Origin of the sequence: Rheinheimera sp. MMS21-TC3 (assembly GCF_032229285.1) — a bacterium.
Classification (GTDB): domain Bacteria; phylum Pseudomonadota; class Gammaproteobacteria; order Enterobacterales; family Alteromonadaceae; genus Alishewanella.
Genome location: NZ_CP135084.1, coordinates 3,106,462 through 3,126,807 on the forward strand (window position 1 = coordinate 3,106,462; position 20,346 = coordinate 3,126,807).

Annotated in this window: 17 protein-coding genes; 6 read left to right on the plus strand and 11 right to left on the minus strand. The window is 40.2% G+C overall.

From position 1 onward, the window contains the following. The first annotated feature begins 12 nt into the window (after positions 1–12). Positions 13–1,047, plus strand: a complete 1,035-nt coding sequence (gene pyrC, locus RDV63_RS15085; protein ID WP_313910341.1) for a dihydroorotase — start codon at positions 13–15, stop codon at positions 1,045–1,047. Between the two features lie 18 nt (positions 1,048–1,065). On the opposite strand, the gene RDV63_RS15090 is transcribed toward pyrC, so the two are convergent. After that, positions 1,066–2,568 carry a YifB family Mg chelatase-like AAA ATPase gene (locus RDV63_RS15090; RefSeq protein ID WP_313910343.1) on the minus strand — a complete coding sequence of 501 codons (1,503 nt, stop codon included), beginning with the start codon at positions 2,566–2,568 and terminating at the stop codon, positions 1,066–1,068. Between the two features lie 214 nt (positions 2,569–2,782). Here RDV63_RS15090 and RDV63_RS15095 point away from each other — a divergent pair, with 214 nt between their 5' ends. Together RDV63_RS15095 and RDV63_RS15100 are read left to right on the plus strand one after the other, a co-directional pair. Beyond that, positions 2,783–5,986: an SNF2-related protein gene (locus RDV63_RS15095; protein ID WP_313910344.1), complete on the plus strand. Its 3,204-nt coding sequence runs from the start codon at positions 2,783–2,785 to the stop codon at positions 5,984–5,986. Positions 5,987–6,054: 68 nt separating this feature from the next. After that, the gene (locus RDV63_RS15100) at positions 6,055–6,804 is read left to right on the plus strand and encodes an endonuclease (protein WP_313910345.1); all 750 of its coding nucleotides are present in this window, start codon (positions 6,055–6,057) and stop codon (positions 6,802–6,804) included. Here the strand turns inward: RDV63_RS15100 and RDV63_RS15105 are convergent. The 5 genes from RDV63_RS15105 to RDV63_RS15125 form a co-directional block, all read right to left on the minus strand. Next, complete coding sequence (locus RDV63_RS15105) at positions 6,801–8,867, minus strand: diguanylate cyclase (protein WP_313910346.1); 2,067 nt, start codon at positions 8,865–8,867, stop codon at positions 6,801–6,803. The two genes, RDV63_RS15100 and RDV63_RS15105, sit on opposite strands and share 4 nt — an antisense overlap. A 75-nt stretch (positions 8,868–8,942) precedes the next feature. Then, positions 8,943–9,320, minus strand: a complete 378-nt coding sequence (locus tag RDV63_RS15110) for a hypothetical protein (RefSeq protein ID WP_313910347.1) — start codon at positions 9,318–9,320, stop codon at positions 8,943–8,945. 2 nt (positions 9,321–9,322) lie between these two features. Further along, a complete protein-coding gene (locus tag RDV63_RS15115) occupies positions 9,323–10,942 on the minus strand; it encodes a S41 family peptidase (RefSeq protein ID WP_313910348.1) in 1,620 nt (539 codons plus the stop codon). Positions 10,943–11,008: 66 nt separating this feature from the next. Beyond that, entirely contained in the window at positions 11,009–13,090 is a 2,082-nt protein-coding gene (locus tag RDV63_RS15120; protein WP_313910349.1) for a diguanylate cyclase, read from the minus strand. A 23-nt stretch (positions 13,091–13,113) separates the two neighbouring features. After that, the gene (locus RDV63_RS15125; protein ID WP_313910350.1) at positions 13,114–15,168 is read right to left on the minus strand and encodes a GGDEF domain-containing protein; all 2,055 of its coding nucleotides are present in this window, start codon (positions 15,166–15,168) and stop codon (positions 13,114–13,116) included. A gap of 313 nt (positions 15,169–15,481) precedes the next feature. On the opposite strand from RDV63_RS15125, the gene RDV63_RS15130 reads away from it, so the two are divergent. Next, positions 15,482–16,435: a PEP-CTERM sorting domain-containing protein gene (locus tag RDV63_RS15130; RefSeq protein ID WP_313910352.1), complete on the plus strand. Its 954-nt coding sequence runs from the start codon at positions 15,482–15,484 to the stop codon at positions 16,433–16,435. A 44-nt stretch (positions 16,436–16,479) separates the two neighbouring features. Here the strand turns inward: RDV63_RS15130 and RDV63_RS15135 are convergent, their stop codons facing one another. After that, positions 16,480–17,112 (minus strand): trimeric intracellular cation channel family protein, encoded by a 633-nt coding sequence (locus RDV63_RS15135; RefSeq protein ID WP_313910353.1) that lies wholly within the window; start codon positions 17,110–17,112, stop codon positions 16,480–16,482. Between the two features lie 179 nt (positions 17,113–17,291). Between RDV63_RS15135 and RDV63_RS15140 the strand changes: the two genes are divergently transcribed. Further along, a complete protein-coding gene (locus RDV63_RS15140; protein ID WP_313910354.1) occupies positions 17,292–18,239 on the plus strand; it encodes a hypothetical protein in 948 nt (315 codons plus the stop codon). Positions 18,240–18,289: 50 nt separating this feature from the next. Here the strand turns inward: RDV63_RS15140 and RDV63_RS15145 are convergent, their stop codons facing one another. Continuing rightward, positions 18,290–18,703 carry a VOC family protein gene (locus tag RDV63_RS15145; RefSeq protein WP_313910355.1) on the minus strand — a complete coding sequence of 138 codons (414 nt, stop codon included), beginning with the start codon at positions 18,701–18,703 and terminating at the stop codon, positions 18,290–18,292. 62 nt (positions 18,704–18,765) lie between these two features. Here RDV63_RS15145 and RDV63_RS15150 point away from each other — a divergent pair, with 62 nt between their 5' ends. After that, positions 18,766–19,251: a redoxin family protein gene (locus tag RDV63_RS15150; RefSeq protein ID WP_313910356.1), complete on the plus strand. Its 486-nt coding sequence runs from the start codon at positions 18,766–18,768 to the stop codon at positions 19,249–19,251. On the opposite strand, the gene RDV63_RS15155 is transcribed toward RDV63_RS15150, so the two are convergent. From RDV63_RS15155 to RDV63_RS15165, 3 genes are read right to left on the minus strand one after another with little or no spacing between them, the layout of a single operon-like run. Beyond that, the gene (locus tag RDV63_RS15155; RefSeq protein ID WP_313910357.1) at positions 19,248–19,721 is read right to left on the minus strand and encodes an NYN domain-containing protein; all 474 of its coding nucleotides are present in this window, start codon (positions 19,719–19,721) and stop codon (positions 19,248–19,250) included. The two genes, RDV63_RS15150 and RDV63_RS15155, sit on opposite strands and share 4 nt — an antisense overlap. A gap of 56 nt (positions 19,722–19,777) precedes the next feature. Further along, the gene (locus tag RDV63_RS15160; protein WP_313910358.1) at positions 19,778–20,023 is read right to left on the minus strand and encodes a DUF6868 family protein; all 246 of its coding nucleotides are present in this window, start codon (positions 20,021–20,023) and stop codon (positions 19,778–19,780) included. Between the two features lie 50 nt (positions 20,024–20,073). Continuing rightward, positions 20,074–20,340 carry a DksA/TraR family C4-type zinc finger protein gene (locus RDV63_RS15165; RefSeq protein WP_313907509.1) on the minus strand — a complete coding sequence of 89 codons (267 nt, stop codon included), beginning with the start codon at positions 20,338–20,340 and terminating at the stop codon, positions 20,074–20,076. Positions 20,341–20,346 lie beyond the last annotated feature (6 nt).

A 20,346-nucleotide genomic window follows, 5' to 3' on the forward strand; every position in this document is an offset into this window, starting at 1 on the left:
CAGGAGTTTGCTATGACCAGTTTAACCATTCTTACCCCAGATGATTGGCATTTACATTTTCGTGATGATGATATGCTGCACGAAACCGTGCCTGCTACTGCACGCCAATTTGCCCGCGCTATTGTGATGCCAAACTTAGTGCCACCGGTTATTAACGCCATTATGGCTAACGCCTATCGGCAACGTATTTTAGCTGCTAGGCCAAAAGGCAGTAATTTTGAGCCGTTGCTTACTTTGTTTTTAACCGACAAAACCAGCAAGCTAGATATTCAACAAGCTAAAGCTGCTGGTGTTGTGGCGGCTAAGCTATATCCAGCAGGCGCAACCACTAACTCTGCCGATGCAGTTAGTGCTTTAGATAGCCTCTACCCTGTTTTTGAAGCTATGGCCGAAGCAGGTATGTTATTATTAGTGCATGGTGAAGTGACTGATCATGATATTGATATTTTTGATCGAGAAAAAATATTCATTGATCGCTACTTGCAGCATATAGTGGCCAAATTACCAAGCTTAAAAGTGGTGTTTGAGCATATTACTACCGCTGATGCGGTTAGCTTTGTAACAGAAGCACCTGCCAATATCGCCGCGACTATCACGCCACAACATTTACTGTTAAACCGTAATGACTTATTAGTAGGTGGTGTAAGGCCACATAACTATTGTTTGCCGGTATTAAAGCGTCGTACCCATCAAGAGGCCTTACGTGCAGCGGTAGCTTCTGCCAACACTAAGTTTTTCTTAGGCACAGACTCTGCACCTCATGCTCAGCACGCTAAAGAGTCAGCTTGCGGTTGTGCCGGTTGCTATAGCGCCCACAGTGCTATTGAGTTGTATGCCCAAGTATTTGATGACTTAGGTTGTTTAGAAAACTTAGAGGGCTTTGCTAGTCATTACGGCGCTGACTTTTATGGCTTACCACGTAATACCACTACAGTGACTCTTGAGCGCAAGCAATGGCAAGTCCCTAACGAAATCACCTTACCTAATGGTAAGCCAATAGTGCCTTTCTTTGCTGGCAATACCCTTAACTGGCAACTTAAAGCTTAAGCTCTAGATATTAGTTTTTTAACTTTTTAAATAGCTCAGCAACCGTTCTAAAGCGCGGTAGCTGAGCGCTTCCATAATATGAGCTTTGTTAATATCTGTTTTTAACTGTAAATCGGCTATAGTACGCGCCACTTTTATTACCTTATGGTAAGTACGAGCAGACAGCTGAAAACGATGAATCGTATCCTCTAAGAAACTCGCATCAGCTTGGCTTAACGGGCAGTACTTAGCAATTTCTCGACCATTTAATCTCGCATTAGCTTTGCCTTGGCGTTGTATTTGGATTTCTCTTGCTGCTAATACTCTTTCACGCACGCTGGCACTGCTTTCTTCTTGGCTATTTTGACTTAACATGCCTTTGGGTAGCAAAGGCACTTCAATTTGCAACTCAATCCGATCGATAAAAGGCCCTGATAAGCGATTTAAATAGCGCATAACTTGCTCTGGTGAAGAACGACCATCTTCATGATGACCTGTAGGGCTTGGATTTAAAGCCGCTACTAATTGAAACTGAGCCGGAAACTCGGCCTGCCGAGCGGCGCGGCTAATATGAACTTTGTTGGTTTCTAATGGCTCTCGAAGCACGTCTAGCACTTTTCGCGGGAATTCAGGCAACTCATCTAAAAATAAAATTCCATGATGGGCTAATGAAATTTCACCAGGCCTTGGCACTGAGCCACCACCCACTAAAGCTACAGCAGAGCTAGTATGGTGCGGACTACGAAATGGCCGCTGCCGCCAATCGGTTAAATTGCGGGTTAATCCGGCTATGGAATAGATTGCTGCTGTTGCTAAGGCCTCAGATTCAGTTAAAGGCGGCATAATGCTAGGCAGTCGCTGCGCCAACATAGATTTGCCAGTGCCTGCAGGGCCCAACATTAATAAATTATGCTCACCAGCAGCTGTTATCTCTAATACTCGTTTAGCATGAGCCTGCCCCTTTACATCGGCTAAATCAGCTTGTAGGTTAGTTGGGGCAATCGGCAAAGCGGGAATGACAGGTAAAGCTTGCTGAGCAAGCAAAAAGCTATGCACTTGCAATAAGTGATCTGCCCCATGCACGGCAACATTAGTGACTTGCTGCGCTTGTTGGGCATTTAGCATTGGTAGCACTATGGCTCTTTTAGCTTCTCGGCAAGCTATAGCAACCGGTATTTCACCTAAAATGGGTCTTATCTCGCCCGATAAAGCAAGCTCACCACAAAACTCAAAACCTAATAAGCTTTTTTCGGCTAACTGGCCACTGGCAACAATAATCCCCAGTGCTATAGGCAAATCAAAACGGCCGCCTTCTTTTGGCAAATCTGCCGGCGCTAGGTTTACGGTAATTTTCCGATCAGGAAAGGCAAAGCCACTATTAACCATAGCGCTGCGCACTCTGTCTCTAGATTCTTTAACCGAGGTTTCTGGCAATCCTACAAGTTGAAAAGCAGGTAAACCATTACTGATATGTACTTCTACTGTAACTAAAGGGGCATCTAAACCATAGCGTGCCCGACTATATACAACCGCTAATGACATCCGCTGTCCTATTATCACACTAACCATTAATAACTAATATTTAGCACATAATTAACATTTAACAAGTTAGCTGAAATAAAAATAACCTGCCCAGCTAGTTATTTCTGTACAAACAGTAAACAAATGCTGAATTAAGCGCAAATAGCGGCTGATAACTTTGGCTTCTAGCAAAACTGCGGTAGCATAACGCCTTTGAGGTAAAATATTAGGTGCTATGACGGATATATCTGCTTCGCCATTTAGTCAACAACAACTGCAACAATGGTTTGATACGGCAACATTTCATCGCGCTCAAGCTTACTTGCAAGCTGGTAAAGTCTTAAAGTTAGAGTATAACGACAACTTATCAGACATTACGGCGCAAGTCTGGGGAGCCGCGTTTGCCCCCTATCGCCAATATATTAGCTTGTCAGAAAAAAATGGCCTTTGGCAGTTACAAAACCGCTGTACTTGTCCGGTTGGAACTAGCTGTAAGCATGTGCTTGCCGTATTACTTAAGTTGCAACGCGATTATCAAGACTACAAGCTACAAATAGAGCAACAGCCCTTACGCGCTTTAGATAATTGGTTTACCCAGGTCGAGCAAACCTTGCAACCTAAAACTGAAGACAAAGACAGTATTTTGTATCTACTTTCTTATGGCCGGGCAGGCTTACAGCTTAACCCTAGACGAGTGCGTATTAGTAAAAAAGGCGGCTATACCAAAGGTGTCGCTATTGGAAAATATGATTTAGTTAGCCCAAGCATGCCACCTTGGATAGATCCGCAAGATTACCGGTTACTTTCTTATTTTCGCGCTCAAAGCCAACACGACTTACCTGTATTAGAAGGTGAATGGGGCTTTTTGTTATTACAGCAATTGCTGGATACAGGCCGCTGCTTTTTTAGTGAAGCCCGTCATACTGTGCGCTGGGGCAACAAACAACGGATGCAGTTTCGCTGGCATAGCACCGAATCTGGTCAACAATTAACTTGGTCTGGTGATGATGCCGAGACTAAATTAGAGTTGGTGTACACTGAGCCGCCTTGCTATTTAAATACCAATAGTTATACCTTAGGCGAATTAGATACCGAGCTAAATAGCCAACAGCTACGTTTATTAAAAAAAATCCCGGCTATTCCTCAACAAGCCTTAGCCTCTAGCATTGGTAGACTGCAGCAGCTATTTCAAAACCAAGCTCTGCCTGTACCTCAAGCGGCTGGTGTTAAACAAATTACTGCTAAAGCCAAACCAGTACTGCAATTAAAAATGCTAACAGTAGCCGCTAAAAAACGCAGAGAGCCTGTGGTTATTTTACAGTTTAATTATGCTAACTATTTATTACCGCTTAATTTAAACCAGCCGCAGACAGAACAATTTGATGGCGAAGATACTGTTTTCATTAAGCGCAGCCGTGCAATAGAAACTGCAGCCCTAGAGCAATTAATTGCACTTGAGTTACAACAGGTTGATATTGCTACCGCACCTTGGCAAGAGCATAGTTGTTTTAATGCCGGCGCAGGGCCAGATAACCCTTTGCTATGGCAACCTTTTTTAGATGCACTACCGCAATTAGAGCAACAAGGCTGGCTAATAGAGCGTGATGAAGAATTTAATTTAGATATCTTAGTAGAAGCTCCTTATCTGCAAGTGGAAGATAGCAATAGCGGTGGCTTTTCATTAGCGGTACACGTCGATATTAATGGCCAGCAAGTGCCATTATTACCCTTAATTAGCCAATGGTTACGCCAACATGGTTTACCAGAAGCCAATAAGCCTATTTGGCTGTCATTGCCACAAGGTAAATTAGCCTTAGCGCCCGAGCTTATTCAGCCGTTTATCGACACTATTTTGCAGCTGCTTAATCCGTCAAAACCGGCTTTTAGTATTGAGCTGCCGGCATTTAAAGCGGCTTTATTGTCTGAGGAAGTAGGCAAAGATCTTAAGTTTATTAATGCCCAAAGAGCCCAGAAACTTAGCCAGCTGCTACATAATTTTAGCGGGATTGATAATTGTACTATCCCCCAAGGTCTACAGGCGTCGCTTCGAGACTATCAGCACCAAGGCTTAAACTGGCTGCAGTTTTTACGCCAGTATGGTTTAGGTGGGATTTTGGCTGATGATATGGGCCTTGGCAAAACGCTACAGACGCTTAGTTTGCTTTTATTGCAACAGCAACAAGGTGAGCTAAAGCATCCAGCCTTAATTATTTGCCCTACTAGTGTGCTTGGCAATTGGTTAAATGAAGCAGCACGCTTTACCCCGCAATTACGGGTATTACAAGTGCATGGCAATAAGCGGCAAGCGCTGTTTAATCAACTGGCAGATTACGATGTTATTGTCACCACTTATCCTTTAGTCGTGCGCGATCTTAAACATTACCTGCAACAGCCTTTATCTACCGTTATTTTGGATGAAGCTCAGCATATAAAAAATGCTGGTAGCCAAGCGGCAAAAGCAGTACGGGCGCTAAAAGCAGATTTTAAACTCGCCTTAACAGGTACACCGCTGGAAAATCATTTAGGTGAACTAAAGTCTATTTTTGACTTTGTATTACCCGGTTTATTGGGTAATGATACACACTTTAATCAGGTATACCGCAAGCCGATTGAGAAGAATGGCGATATGGAGCGAGCTCATGCTTTAAAACAACGTATAGCGCCATTTATTTTACGCCGTACTAAAGCACAAGTTGCTGCCGAATTACCCGAAAAAACCGAAATAATTCAATTATTAGAATTGGAAGCCGACCAACGTAACTTGTATGAAAGTATTCGTTTAGTTATGGAAACTAAGATACGAGAGCTGTTTATTCAAAAAGGCGTTGCCGCTAGCCAAATTCAATATTTAGATGCACTGCTTAAATTACGCCAAGCATGCTGTGATGCCCGCTTAGTGCCAGTTGAACATGCTCGGTCGGTAAAAAGTAATGCCAAATTACAATGGTTGCGCGATACCCTACCCGAAATGCTAGAAGAAGGTCGTAATATTTTATTATTTAGCCAGTTTGCTAGCATGCTTACATTAATTGAAGACGAACTAAAAGCATTAAAAATTAGTTACAGTAAACTAACCGGGCAAACTAAACATAGACAACAACAAATTGATGCTTTTCAACAAGGCGAAACTCGAGTGTTTTTAATCAGTTTAAAAGCCGGGGGCACAGGTTTAAACTTAACCGCAGCCGATACAGTAATCCATTATGATCCTTGGTGGAACCCCGCAGCTGAAGCTCAAGCCACGGACAGAGCGCACCGTATAGGTCAAGATAAAGCTGTTTTTGTGTACAAGCTTATTGCTAGCAATACAGTAGAACAAAAGGTACAACTTTTACAGCAGCATAAACAACAATTGGCTGACCAAATGTTTGCTGGCAGTAAAGGCCAGCCGTGGCAAGGTAAAGCAGATGATTTATTAGCTTTATTCAGCACGGATTAAACTGAATTATGTAAGCTAAATCAGATAATAATCGTAGTTTCACTGTCGTATATATTAGGTAGTAGTGAATGAAGTATCGTATTTTAACTGTTATTACAGTTATCGTTTTAATCTTAACCAGCTTACAGTTAAATGCAGCACCTAGTAGTTTTAACCAAGCAAAAGTTATGGCTCAAGCTATTTATGCCCCACAAAGCAATAGCTTTTATTGTAACTGCCCTATTCAATGGCAAGGTAAGAAAGGTATACCTGATTTAGCCGCTTGTGGTTATCAAGTGCGAAAGAATACAAATCGTGCCAATAGAATTGAGTGGGAACACGTCATGCCAGCCCATCATTTTGGTCACCAAAGACAGTGTTGGCAAAATGGTGGTCGAAAAAACTGCATAAAAAACGACGCAGTATTTAAAAGCATGGAAGCAGACTTATATAACTTAAAACCCGCTATTGGCGAAGTTAACGGCGATCGCAGTAACTATCAATTTACTATGCTGCCATCTACCTCAGTTCAGCATGGAGCCTGCCCAGTAAAAATAGACTTTAAACAGCGTAGCATTGAGCCTGCAGCGGTTATTCGTGGTGACATAGCTCGAATTTATTTTTATATGGCGGATAAATATGCCCTTACGCTATCAAGGCAGCAACAGCAATTATTTATGGCTTGGCATAATCAAGATCCGGTCGATGCAAACGAGCGTGAACTTAACCAACAATTAGCCATTGCCATGGACCACGACAATCCTTTTGTTAGCGGCCTACGTGAATGGCACTTAGGCTACCAACCTAGGGGATACGGTTTACCCGCAGCTGAGCGCTAACTTACATTACCACCAGGGCCTGTTACTGTAGACACCTTTACCATGCCCTTACGGATAGCACTTGCTAAGTCTGTGTAAAGCAAGCTTTCAGCCTGCTCATAGCTAACGGCTAAACCATTAATCATACATACCTGATTACGGCCATTAGCCTTGCTAAGATACAGCGCCATATCAGCAATCTGTAATACTTTTTCCCAGTTTAATAACTCCTCACTAACCCCCGAAAAAGGTAAATGAATAAAGCCACCACTAGCCGTTACATTAATACTATGCTTTTTAAATTCAACCGGCTGCTCAGCAATAACCTGTAAAACACGCTGAATAAAATCTGCAATTTTACTTGCTGAGATATCATTTAAGAGCAATAGAATTTCTTCGCCCCCCCAGCGCACTATTAAATCTTCAGTGCGACAAGTCGCCTGTAAACGCTGGCTTAGCTCTATTAAAACAGCATCACCTACGCTGTGGCCGTAGTGGTCATTAATTCGCTTAAAAAAATCAATATCTAATAATAGTAGCCCCGTTAAACTAAGATTATTATCTTTTTCGCGCAACCCCTGCTTACTGCGTTTTTCCATATATTGTTGCAAGGCTCGACGATTATACAAGCCGGTTAATGGATCTCGTTGCGATTGCAACGCTAGCTGCTTATTGGTTTCATTTAACTTAAGGTTAGAGCGCCTAACTTTACGATACAGCTGCCACAAGCCCACACCTGTAAATAGTATTAATAATACAATTAGCAGCATTAGTTTTTGCTGCAATTGTTTGTTTGTTAGTAACTCTGCTTTAAGTTTATTTTCTTGCTCTAACAATATAATGGTCTGCGCTTTAGATTTATTATCATAGCGATTTTGTAGCTCATTTAAGCGTGACTCTCTATCTGTAGAACGAATATCTTCACGCAATTGCATCAGTAGCAATAAGCTCTCTACCTGCTGCTTATACATACCCGCGGCAGCATAAGCTTTAGGTAGCCACTCATAAAAAGATTCATATTGAGACTTAGTGCCATTATGCTCAAAATACGCTAAATTTGTTTGCATTTGCGCAATGCCTTCAGCGTGTTCACCGTCCATCACTTTAATAAAACCTAAGTTCATTCTAATGAGATGTTGTAGATTTTCATCGGCTAATTTTTCTGCTAACGGCAAAGCTTTAAGTAACACTTTTTTTGCAGCGGCATATTGCTCAAGCTCTATATAAGCAGCCCCAATATTATTTTCAAATATTAAAACTAAGCCTTCAATATTAGCATTAACCACAACCTCTAAACCTTGTTCATAGACCTTTATGGCTTCAGTAAAGTTTTTTTCTGCGTTAGAGATATAACCTAATAATAAATATAGCTGAGGTAAATAATCATTAAACTGATATTTAATAGCATCTGCAAGCAATTCCTCAGTAATCTGTCGGCTTTCACTCCAGTTCTTAAGCTCAGTATGAACTAAGGCAATATTATAATTAAGAAAGGCTCTGCGCCGTAATTTAGCGGCATTATCTGTTTCACTTACGGCATCTAAGGCGCCAATATAATGTTGTAGGGCTTTTTCATATTTACTATCGGTCTGAAATAACCGGCCTAAAACATTATGGGCATAAAATCTAACTCTAGGATCTGTCGCTTGCTCAAGTGCTAGCTCAGCTTGCTCTGAATTAATGACTGCATCATTTAACTTTTGCTGAAACATTAATAGCTCTATTTCAGTAGCATAGACTTCACTGTGAATATTTTGATTCTCGGTTTCTGCAGCAATTTTTAGCAACTGCTGTAACAGTTTATTGCTGAGCTCAAAATCTTTAGCAAAATAAGCATTAGTAGATAAATACCCCAGTAATCTGGCGCGACTTTGTAAGGCGGGATTAAGGCTAGAGGTTTCAGCGAGTTCTGCTATTAACGCCATACTCGACTCTCTATCGTTTTGAGATAGCTCTACATATTTATCAAGCTGTTGCTCTAGTTTTGGATCAACATCACCTTCTTGAGCTTGAGCAAAAGCAGTGCTAAGAAACAAGCTAAAAAGCAAGAGCAGGGTATATACAAAGTAGTGCCGTACCATCATAGCTAATTTACCTAAAACAGCGATATTATCCCTAATAAAACATATCCTAATAACCTATATCTGACAGATATATAGTTAAGGGTCCTTGGCAAAGGGCATACAGCTTACTTTAGTTAGCTCTACCCGTTTTTCGCTACTTTCATCTTGGAGCCAACAGCGTTTATTATCTAGCCATAAGCTATATGTACGAGTTGGTAACTGATGTCGCCCCATTATAGGTAAACCCCTAGAGTCTCGTAGTAGTGCTTGTTCAATAATCAATATATTGTCGTTGGTCAGTACAGTATCAGACAACTTCACCGGTGCCCCGCCCGATAACGCTATTATGCCTTGCTGTAACTGCAGTTTAACATCAGCATTCACCATGTTAAGTACTGCAGGCTGGGCAGCAGTTGTCATATTCTGGCAACCAAAAGCCAAGATAACGCTAGCCACTAAAGTTAATTTTTTCATCATTACTCCAGTGGTAAAATCGGCATACTAATCCGGTTATCTAAAAGTAGATTAGGTTGTTTTAGTTTAAACTCAACTGTACCAGTTTCTTTGACTGCCGCGAATGAATCTGTTTTATCTACTTGTTGTGATACTGATGCAGCAACGACAGGACAGCTATGATGTTTTGCAAAATATAAAGCTGTATTTAAACTCGCTTCGGCAGTGTTACCCAAATTATGTTTAAAATCATCTTCTACTGCACAGCCTTTAACATCTGCTGCATAAACCGGATATTCTACTGGTATAAAACCATCAGCGTAGTCACCAAAACCTTTAGCATTTATGCCAGAGAATTGCACGGTAAAATATGTAAGGCCACAGTTGTCTGCTGGATAAAAGCCATAAGGCTTACCGCAAGTTTGGCCGCCTATTTGAATTACTTCAACATCTACGCCACGCAAAGCATTCATAAAGGCTTCGCTTGCCGAACAAGTTGACTCACTCGTAAGGACAAAGACTCTATTTAAACCTAGTGTAGGTAATGCCTGTGATGTTAACCGGCCCTGATTGTAATCAATAACAGTATCATAAAAAGGCATTGGCTGTAGCGGAGCACCCGTTACTGGGTTCGTATTTGGATATTTATCATTAAACTGTACTTTTTCAAAAAAGCGATCTTGGATAATATTATTGCCAGCAACCATATATCCAAACTGTGATGCTAAAGCTAACAAGCCACCACCGTTATAGCGTAAATCAATCACTAGCTCTGAAATGTTTTCTGTACCGAATTTTTCTATGGCACTTATAAGTTGTGGTTGGGCTATAGCGATATGGCTGTTAAACACCAAATAGCCCACTTTGCCAATATCGGTATTTATTACCGAGACATTTTGCACTGGTGTAGTAGCAACATCTGCAGATTGCACATTGTAAGTCATTTGATTTCCGGCCACTTTCTGCATAACAATCTGATGCGATTCACCTGCTGAACTCGGATACAGACCGGCTAAAATTTTTGCAAGCCCCTCATCAGTATTATCATTTACAAAGTCGACACCATTAACAAATCTAACCTCATCACCACGGCTAATACCCGCACTAGCAGCTGGCGAACCAGGCTCGGTATAAGCAACCGTCAGTTTGCGCGGTGGTACGCCTTGATTTAAGTGCCAGCTAATTCCGTAACCTGATTCAACACCACTTTGAGTTTGCTGCAAATAATCGGCAGTATTCTGTACAAAGTGGAACTTATCTTTACTAGCACCAGAATCGGTTTTGCCATCTGTTTTTAATCGATGAAAATAGTCGACAACATTGTAGCCGGCAGGATTAAGATCACTCAGTTCGCGGTACCATAAGTAAGTGCGGTTACTCCAAGAGCGCAGCCAAAGTTTTTCATGCAAAGCTGAGCCTACCTTATCTGGATAAGCTTTATTGCTAAAGGGGTCTATACCCTTGCGTGGTATCGCACAATAATCTTTCAATTTAGACTCTGCTAAATATTGACCTGGCGTATAAACAAGCTGATTACCCCCAGATATATCATCAGTGTCAATCGAACTACCCGAGCCGCCACAGCCGGTAAGCAACAAGCTTATTGCAGCGACCATTAAGGTTAATTTATGAGGTAAATGCACTTGAGCCTCTCCATGCTGTTTTGAAATACTTTTTATAATTAAAAATTTAATAGAACAAAACTAAGCCTAATTAACATTACCACCAGGTCCTGTCACTGTGGCCACATCTATCAACCCTTCTCGAATAGCGCCTGTCAGGTCAGTGTATAAGAGCGTTTCTGCTGTCGCAAAGTTTACATTTAAACCATTTATCATACACACTTGATTGCGACCATTGGCTTTACTACGATAGAGCGCCATATCAGAAATTTGCATTACTTTTTCCCAATCCAGCTCTTGTTCACTGATATTAGCAAAAGGCAGGTGAATAAAGCCACCGCTGACACTAACATTAATCCTGTGTTGTTCATATTGTACTGGAGCCTCAGCAAGTTTATTTAAGATCCGCTTAATAAAAATAGGGACTTTTTCTAAAGAGATATTATCTAATAACAATAAAATTTCTTCGCCGCCCCAGCGCACAACTAGGTCTTGTTCCCGGCAACTCTCTAACAAGCGCTTACTTACTTCTATTAATACCGCATCACCCGCACTGTGGCCATAATGATCATTAATACGCTTAAAAAAATCAATGTCTAACATTAAGATGCCAGTTAAAGTACTTTCACTATCATTTTCGCGACGCTTTTTACTGCGGACCTCCATATGCTCATGTAAAGCACGACGATTATATAGCCCCGTTAAGGGATCACGTTGTGATTGAATTGCTAATTGTTGGTTAGTTTCGGATAGCTTTTTATTAGATTGGCGAACTTTACGATATAAAGAGTACAAAGCAACAGCGGCAAAAAGCATTAATATTACAAAAAGCAAAGTTAACTTCTGTTGTAATTGCTGATTTTCTAATAGCTGAGCTTTTAAAGTGTTTTCATGCTCTAAAATTGTAATTTGCTGCGCCTTTGCTTTAGTGTCATAGCGGTTTTGCAATTCATTTAAGCGTGCTTCACGCACTGTAGTGCGAATATCCTCACGCAAAGCCATGCGTTCAAGTAATAAATCTGCTTGTTCTTGGTATCTGCCTGCCACCGCATAAGCATCAGATAAAGAATCATAATATGATTCAAAATCTACTTTTGTCGCATGCTGTCTAAAATAATCCATGCTAGCTTTAATTTGCTCAATACCAGCATCGTGCTCACCTTCTAATACGCGAATATAGCCTAAATTTAATAGCGATAGCTGTCGACTATATTCATTACCTATACTTATTGCACGCTGCTTAGCTCGCTCTAATATAGTTTTTGCTTGTTCAATTTGTTTAAGATCAATATGACTAACAGCTAAATTATTCTCAAAGGTTAAAGCTAAACGTTTATTACCATTGGCTAGCGCAGCTTCTAAACCTAAAGTATCAAATTGAATAGCATCTTCTAAGCGCTGTTCTATTCCTGCTATATAACCCAGCAATAAATAAAAATTGGGTAACATATCTAAGTGCTGATATTTAATGGCATCTCGCACTAACTGCTCTGTTAGCTGTTTTGCTTGCGACCAGTTTTTTAATTCAGCATGCACCCTTGCCATATTAAAATTTAAAAATGCTCGGCGGCGTAAAGTAAATTTATCATTGGTTTGCGTAATAACATCCATGCCACTTATAAAGTGCTGCAAGGCCAGCTCATACTGAGTGTCAGCTCGATACAGCCTGCCTAATACATTGTGGCCAAAATAAGCTATTCGTAAGTCTGTTGTATGTGGTAATAAGTCTACTAATACATCGGCTTTAAGAATGGCATCATCCAGCTTGTTCTGAAATAGCAGCAACTCTAACTCAGTAGCATAAATTTCAGTTAACACATTCGGGTTATCAGTAACTTCTGTAAGCTGCAACATTTGCTGCAATAATGCGTCAGTTTCAGCTTCATTTTTTACATCAATATCAGTTTTATAATAAGAATCTGTTATTAAATAACCTAGCAGCCGCGCTTTACTGGCTACAGCTGGGTTATTAGCATTACCATAGGATAGCTTTAGCTGCTGCAATAAGTCTCCTGCCTCAGCCTCTTTATTATCATCAATAAGCTGAATATAACGTTCTAGCTCTTGCTCTAATTCGACATCTACTCCAGTAGCGCCTAGAGGTAGAAAGCAGAATAAAAATGCAAAAGCAATAAGGTATCGCAAAGTAAACAGCTTAATATGCATCATAAAACTTTATACCTAATTTAAGATTAACTAACATTACCTTTAGCGCCTGATATTGTTGTTACATCAACCAACCCTTCGCGAATAGCACTAGATAAGTCACCATAAAGCAAAGCTTTTGCCTGCTCAAACTCAACCTTTAAGCCATTAACCACACAAACCTGATTTCTACCATTAGCTTTACTTAAATATAAAGCCATATCCGCAATTTGCATTACCTTTTCCCAGTCTAGCTGCTGCTCATTAACTCCAGAGAAGGGTAAATGAATAAAGCCACCGCTCACTGAGATATTAATACGGTGCTGTTCGTACTGCACTGGTGTTTCTGCTAATTTATTTAAAATTCGTTCTATAAAAACGGGAACCTGTGCCAATGAAATATCGTTTAATAACAATAATATTTCCTCGCCTCCCCAGCGCACCACTATGTCTTGCTCTCGACAGCTATCGAGTAAACGATTACTGACTTCTATCAATACTGCATCACCGGCACTATGGCCATAATGGTCATTAATCCGTTTAAAAAAGTCGATATCTAACATTAGAATGCCGGTTAATGTTTCATCATTATCATTGCTGCGCCGATGTTTAGCCCGGCCTATCATATGTTCATGTAAGGCTCGACGATTATACAGTCCAGTTAAAGGGTCACGCTGAGATTGAATAGCTAGCTGTAAGTTAGTCTCGTAAAGCTTTTTATTAGATTGGCGTACTTTACGATATAAGAAATATAAAGCGACTGCCGCAAATAGCATTAATACAACGAAAAGAAAGCTTAGCTTTTGTTGCAGTTGTTTATTTTCTAATAGCTGTGCTTTTAAAGTATTTTCTTGCTCTAAAATAATAATTTTTTGCGCTTTAGATTTATTATCAAACCTATTATGTAACTCACTTAAACGCGCATCTCGGTCTGCTGAACGAACATCTTCTCGCAACTGCATTTGTTTTAGCAGCGTCTCGGCTTGCTGTTGATATAACCCTGCAGCAGCATAGGCCTTAGCAAGCCACTCTAATTTTGGTTCATAATCTGCTTTTTTAGTGTGTTCTTCAAAATAGGCCAGACTAGCAAGCATTTGCTCAATTCCTGCTGTATGCTCGCCATTCATTACCCGAATATAACCTAAGTTTAATTTTATTAACTGTTGTGAAGCTTCATCTTCTAAGGTTAGGGCGCGCGCTAAGGCAGCCTGTAACACCTGCTTAGCTTGTGAGTACTGTGCTAACTCTATATAAATTGCACCTATGTTATTTTCAAAAACTAATGCAAGTGCTTCCCAGTCTACTTTTAATGTTGCCTCTATTCCTAGTTCAAAATATTTAATTGCTTCTTTAGGCTGCTTTTCTGCGCCAGCTATAAAACCCATTAACAAATAAAGCTCTGGTAAAATGCTGGTATATTCATATTTAGTGGCATCTGCAATTAATTGCTCTGCGATATCTCTAGCTTGAGACCAGTTTTTAAGCTCTACTTGAATATGAGCAATATTGTAATTTAAGAAAGTACGCCGGCGCAGTTTTAAAGCATTGTCTGTTGCCTCTGTTGCTTCTAAAGCTTGAATAAAGTGCTGTAACGACTCTCCATACTGACTATCGGCTCTGTATAAACGGGCTAAAACATTATTGGCATAATACTTAACTCGTAAATCTGTTGCTTGCTCTAAAAAGGTTTTAACTAAATCAGTCTTAATAATAGCTTCATTCAACTTACCTTTATAAAGTAATAATTCAAGCTCAGTAGCATAAATCTCACTTAGCGCATTTGGATTTTTTGTCTGCTCTGTAATGTTAAGAAGTTGCTCTAACAAGTTATCGCTAAGCTCAAGGTTATCAACATAAAATGCATTTGTTGTTAAGTAAGCTAAGAGTCTTGCTCTGCTTTGCAATGCCGAAGTGCCACCAGCAACTGTATATAGTTGTTCCAGCATAGCTGTAGAGGCTTCTTTATCTTTAGCTGCCAGCTCTAGATACTGATCTAATTGCTGTTCTAATTTTGGGTCAACATCCGATTCCTCGGCTGCAACTTGGAGAGCAAGAAGACTAAATAGCAGAATAAAAATAAATCGAATACACTGCTTCAACATAACGACTTCCTGAAGAGTTTTATGATATTAGCTAAAATTACCCTAAAAGTTTATTAAATGCACATTATTTAAAGACTCGTAATTTAATTGCCCAACAACGGTTGCAATAATTTAATATCAATACAGCGCATAATCTGTGCTCACACCTTATTGGCTGCGGACTGTAAGCAAGGCACTGTCAAAGTGTTTTACAATAAATAACAACTGCGTATTTTGCCTATATTTAACCTATTGTTTATCAATAACAAATTTCCTTGGCATTCTTATTGCTACTTCCTGATGACATAAGACTATTTAAATCAAAGGAACGATTATGAAAATACAAAAAACTACTTTATTAAGCTGTTTAGCTGCAGGTCTGCTTAGTATAACGGGTGTAGCTCATGCTGGTTTAGTATTAGACACTGGTGCCATCACTATGGGTGTCAAAGATAATGGTGGTTTAGGTTTTGCTGGTGTTGGCATTAACTTAACTGGCGGCCCAGGCGATGCCATTATGCCTGGCTGCTTATGTGAAGGTTGGGGTGCAGCTTCAAATGGCGTGGGTAGCTATACATATGGTGACACAGGCACTTATGGTTTTGCTTCGTCGACTTTCACGAGTACAGGTCCTGCTAACGCTGTATCAACAGTAGTGTTAAGTAGCGGCTTAACTGTAGTGCATACTTATTCATCTGCAGCTGGTGGTAGCTTATTTGGTGTTAATGTTTCAATCTTTAACACTTCAGGCTCTGCTGTTACCGATGTTCGCTATGCTCGCACCTTAGATTGGGACGTTGGTCCAGGCCACTTTGCAGATGACTTCACCACTATTTATGGTGGTACCACATCAGGTCCTGGCGGTAATGTTTTACACACTTCATTCAACCCATTTGCCGTCCCAAATCCAATGTCATTTCGTGGTAGTTACGGTGGTGTTGCAGCAAATAGCAATGGTGTGAATGTACCTGGTGATTTAGGCGCATATTTTGTTCTAGGTTTTGGTGACTTATTAGCTGGCGAATCAGTTAGCTTTGACACTTATATTGGTGCTGCTTTTACTACTTCTAGCTTATTAAGTGCTTTTGGCTCAGTTGGCATTGAAGCCTATTCCTACACTTATGATAACGATGGTGCCGCAACTTATGGTTGGGGCTTTGCTAATGTAGGTTTACCCCCAGCGATAGATCCGGATCCAACTGATGTTCCAGCTCCGGCTTCAATTGCATTGTTTACATTAGGCTTGGCAGGCTTAGGATTAAAAATTCGTCGTAAAAAATCTGTTTAAACAAATATCCACGCATAAAAAACACCAGCTTTGCTGGTGTTTTTTTAAGGCTCGCCTAAATTATTATGATGCTTACCAAATACAGGTATAGTTAGCTGCCACTTGATAGAAGCCGTGCGGAATAACAACAAACTAAACATACCAATAAGCATAGCTTGTAATTGGTCAACACCTAAAGCCAATAATCCCGTATAAAGCATACCCGCCAAAATACAAGTAATCGCATATAACTCACCTCTAAATACCATAGGGATTTCTCTACACAAAACATCTCGAATCATTCCACCACAGACACCGCTCATAGTGCCTAGTAAAATCGCTACCATAACCGAGGTACCGTATTCTAAAGACTTCTGTGTACCCGTCATAACAAATACCGCTAAGCCAAAAGCATCTGCTACTTGTAGCGTATTATGCGGTACAGTTAATCGCTTGCGTAGTAGCAAGATGGTCCCTACAGCTGCGATAAAAATAGCATAAAAGTAATTATTGTCATCAATCCAAATAACCGGAGCACCCAGCAATAAATCACGCACAGTTCCGCCGCCAATTGCCGTCACACTCGCCAGTACAATAACGGCAAAGCCATCCATTTGATTGCGCCAAGCAGCTAAAGTACCTGTAACCGCAAAAACGGCAATACCAAATAAATCAAACCAGTAAAAATACTGCTCCATAACGTACCTTTTAATCTTAAGTTAATGGTTTTAATTTATTCTATCTTAGCTTACTCTAATTTTATGCCGCTTATTATCATATATTTAACTCAAGAATATAAAAATACTAACTGTTTATAGCTCACTGTCTATGTTAACATTTTACAGATTTATTAACATAGATAATGTAAAGGACTAGCATGAAAAAATTAGTAATAGTAGCGGTTGTCGTAGCAGCTGCCGCAGGTGGTTTGTATTTTGCCAACAACAAGGCCGAAGAAGCTATTAAGCAACAAATCTCGTTAACTAACCAAACCTATATTGAGTTAGCTGCCAAAGGCGAAATGCCTCTTATCACTCTAAGCTACAAGGATGTTTCTGCCAATGTCCTTACATCAAGCTATAGTGTTCAAGACTTAGCAATTAGCGTTGGTGAATTAGGCAATGTAGCAACAGTGGCTAACATAACGGCTACTGGTATAAAGCCACAGCAATTATCAGACAAAGGCAGTATGAGCTTAAGCGGCTTAAAAGCAGCGCCAGCTGCACTGCAAATGTTACCACCAAATATAGTATCTTTTGTTGAAAGCTTAGAGATACACGGTGATTATAGCTATGCTTACCAAAAAGACGGTTCTTTACAGTTTAATCAAGCCACTCATATTAATGATGAGTTTAGTTTAAGCTATGATTTTTCTTTAGCGAATATGCAACAATTTTGGCAGTATGCTAAAGATGTTACGGCTATGCCAACTGAGCAACAACAGGCTCTAACGACTAGTGAAGACTATCCTCAACAAATGCTTGCTCAGTTAATGACCGGCGCATTAAACAAAGGTACCGTCGCTATAACAAACAACAATTTCCTACAGCGTTTAGCAAAAATAGCGGCTGAAAGTGGTCAAGGTGCTGACTTTGAAACTTTTCAAGGTATGGCTTTAATTGGTGTATCTAGCGCAGAGCAAATTCCTGCTGCTTTTAAAGAAAACTTAATTAAATTTATTAATAACCCAGAGAAATTAACCTTAAGTTTTTCTTTTGCTGAGCCATTAATGTTCAACTCTTTTGAAAGCGGCCAACTAGCAACTAAGCTTAATTCTCCAGAAGCTTTTATTGAGTTTGCCAATTTAAGCTTATCGGCTAACTAATTATGCAATAACCAGCCATGCTTATACCTTGAGCATGGCTATTTTTGGCACTAAGTTTTAGCAATTACCGGCTTTAGCTCAATTACATTTTGCTCAGGATCTTCGATATAAATAGATTCTGTCAAGCCGAGGGCGCCATAGCGTAATGCAAAATCAGAGTAGTGAACCTGATGCTGCTCTAAAAACTGAATGAGCTTATCTTGCTCAATAGTCTCTAATTGTAAACATATATGATCAACATTACGGCCATCTTGTTGTGGCGGTTTTCCACCCAAACGCCCTAATTCACTATCAACTTGCACTATATCTATTAATGCTGAACCCGCTCGTAATTGTACTAAACCATTTTCAGTACGTTTATCTCGCTCCACAGTGCAGCCTAATATCTGGCAATAAAAATGCAGCATAACCTCAAGCTTAGTGGTTCTAAAGACGACATGATCAATACCTAATATTTTTAACATAGCGTGAATCTAGCCTGTATTCTATTCTTTATATATCTTTAATGTTCTGTATGGAGCTAAAAATGCCCCCACTTAACAGTTTTAGCCTAGCACCAGAACTGGAAACTTGTGCTTGGTTTAATACCGAACAACCACTTTACCTTAGTGCCTTGCGCGGTAAGGTTATCGTTATAGTGGCCTTTCAGATGTTATGCCCAGGTTGTGTATCACATAGCCTACCCCAAGCCTCTGCCTTACAAAAGTTCCACTCAACTAGCCAGTTACAGGTTATTGGCTTACATGCAGTATTTGAGCATCATCACGTTATGACCCAAGAAGCTTTACAAGTCTTTATTGCTGAGTATGGCTTAAACTTTGCTATCGCGGTAGACCAACCATCGACAGTGGAAGCCCTACCTAAAACCATGTCCAAACTGCAACTGCATGGTACACCTAGTATAGTGTTAATTGATAAACAAGGTAGGATCCGTCTTAACCATTTTGGCCATCTGCATGACTTGCAATTGGGCAGTATTATTGGCCGGCTATTGGCAGAGACTTTTGATTAATTTAATAATAAACCCTGTTCGATCGGAATAAATTCACAAGCTGCATTGATAAGCGCTAAAGCCGTTAATGAAGGCACACCATACACCTGAACAGCCTTGCCCTTTTGTTGTATTTTTTGGACCAGCAAATCAAAATCCCCATCTCCTGACACCAGCACAACGACATCGGCTTGCTCAGCATAATCTAAGGCATCAATAGTAATACCTACATCCCAGTCACCTTTAGCTGAGCCGTCAGCACGCTGAATAAAGGGTTTAAGTTTTATTTCAAAACCAATAGCACGCAGAATATTTTGAAATTGCCGCTGTTTTTCATCACCACGATCAATAGCATAGGCTGTTGCTTGAACCACAGTACCACTTTGATTAAGCAGCCGCCAAAATGCGTTATAATCAAAACGCTTACCATAAGCATCACGGGTGGTGTAATACACATTTTGCACGTCTACTAATACTGCTATTTTTGTCATTTATGACCTATTCTCTAGCTACCCATTTAATGCCCGCGTACTGTAATAAATTATTACTAGCTAATTATTTTCAAGCTAATATAAGGCGCTAAATTAAAAATAATGATACCTATTTTGTAATAAGCTAAATATTTAAAATAAACCAAATTAAGCTGTGCTTTTTCTAGCGCAAACATTTTTGCTTGTATGGCTTTTATTCGCGGCCGAAACCAAGTTAACACTAAGGTAGTAAACAGTAAAATACTACTATTAATTACTAAGCTCCAACCGAAAAACTGAGTGACTATAATGATAGTATCCATAATTACCTCTAGTTAATTAGCTGTAGCAGTCAACAGATATTAATCACAACTCACCTTAGTTGACTATCCTTACTACCTCGACGATTAATACCTGAAGATGCCGTTTGTTGTTTTTCTAACTGCTGCTGACATTGCACGCACATGCGAACACCGGGAATTGCTTCGCGTCGTGCCTTAGGGATAGCGCAGCCACACTCTTCACAGTGCGCTAGACTCTCCCCCTGGTTTAATTGGCTTCTAGCTTGCTGTACTGCGTCTTCAACGCTAGCATCTATTTGCTCTTGAGTGGCGCCATCTCGTGTCCAACCGCCAGCCATGCACAA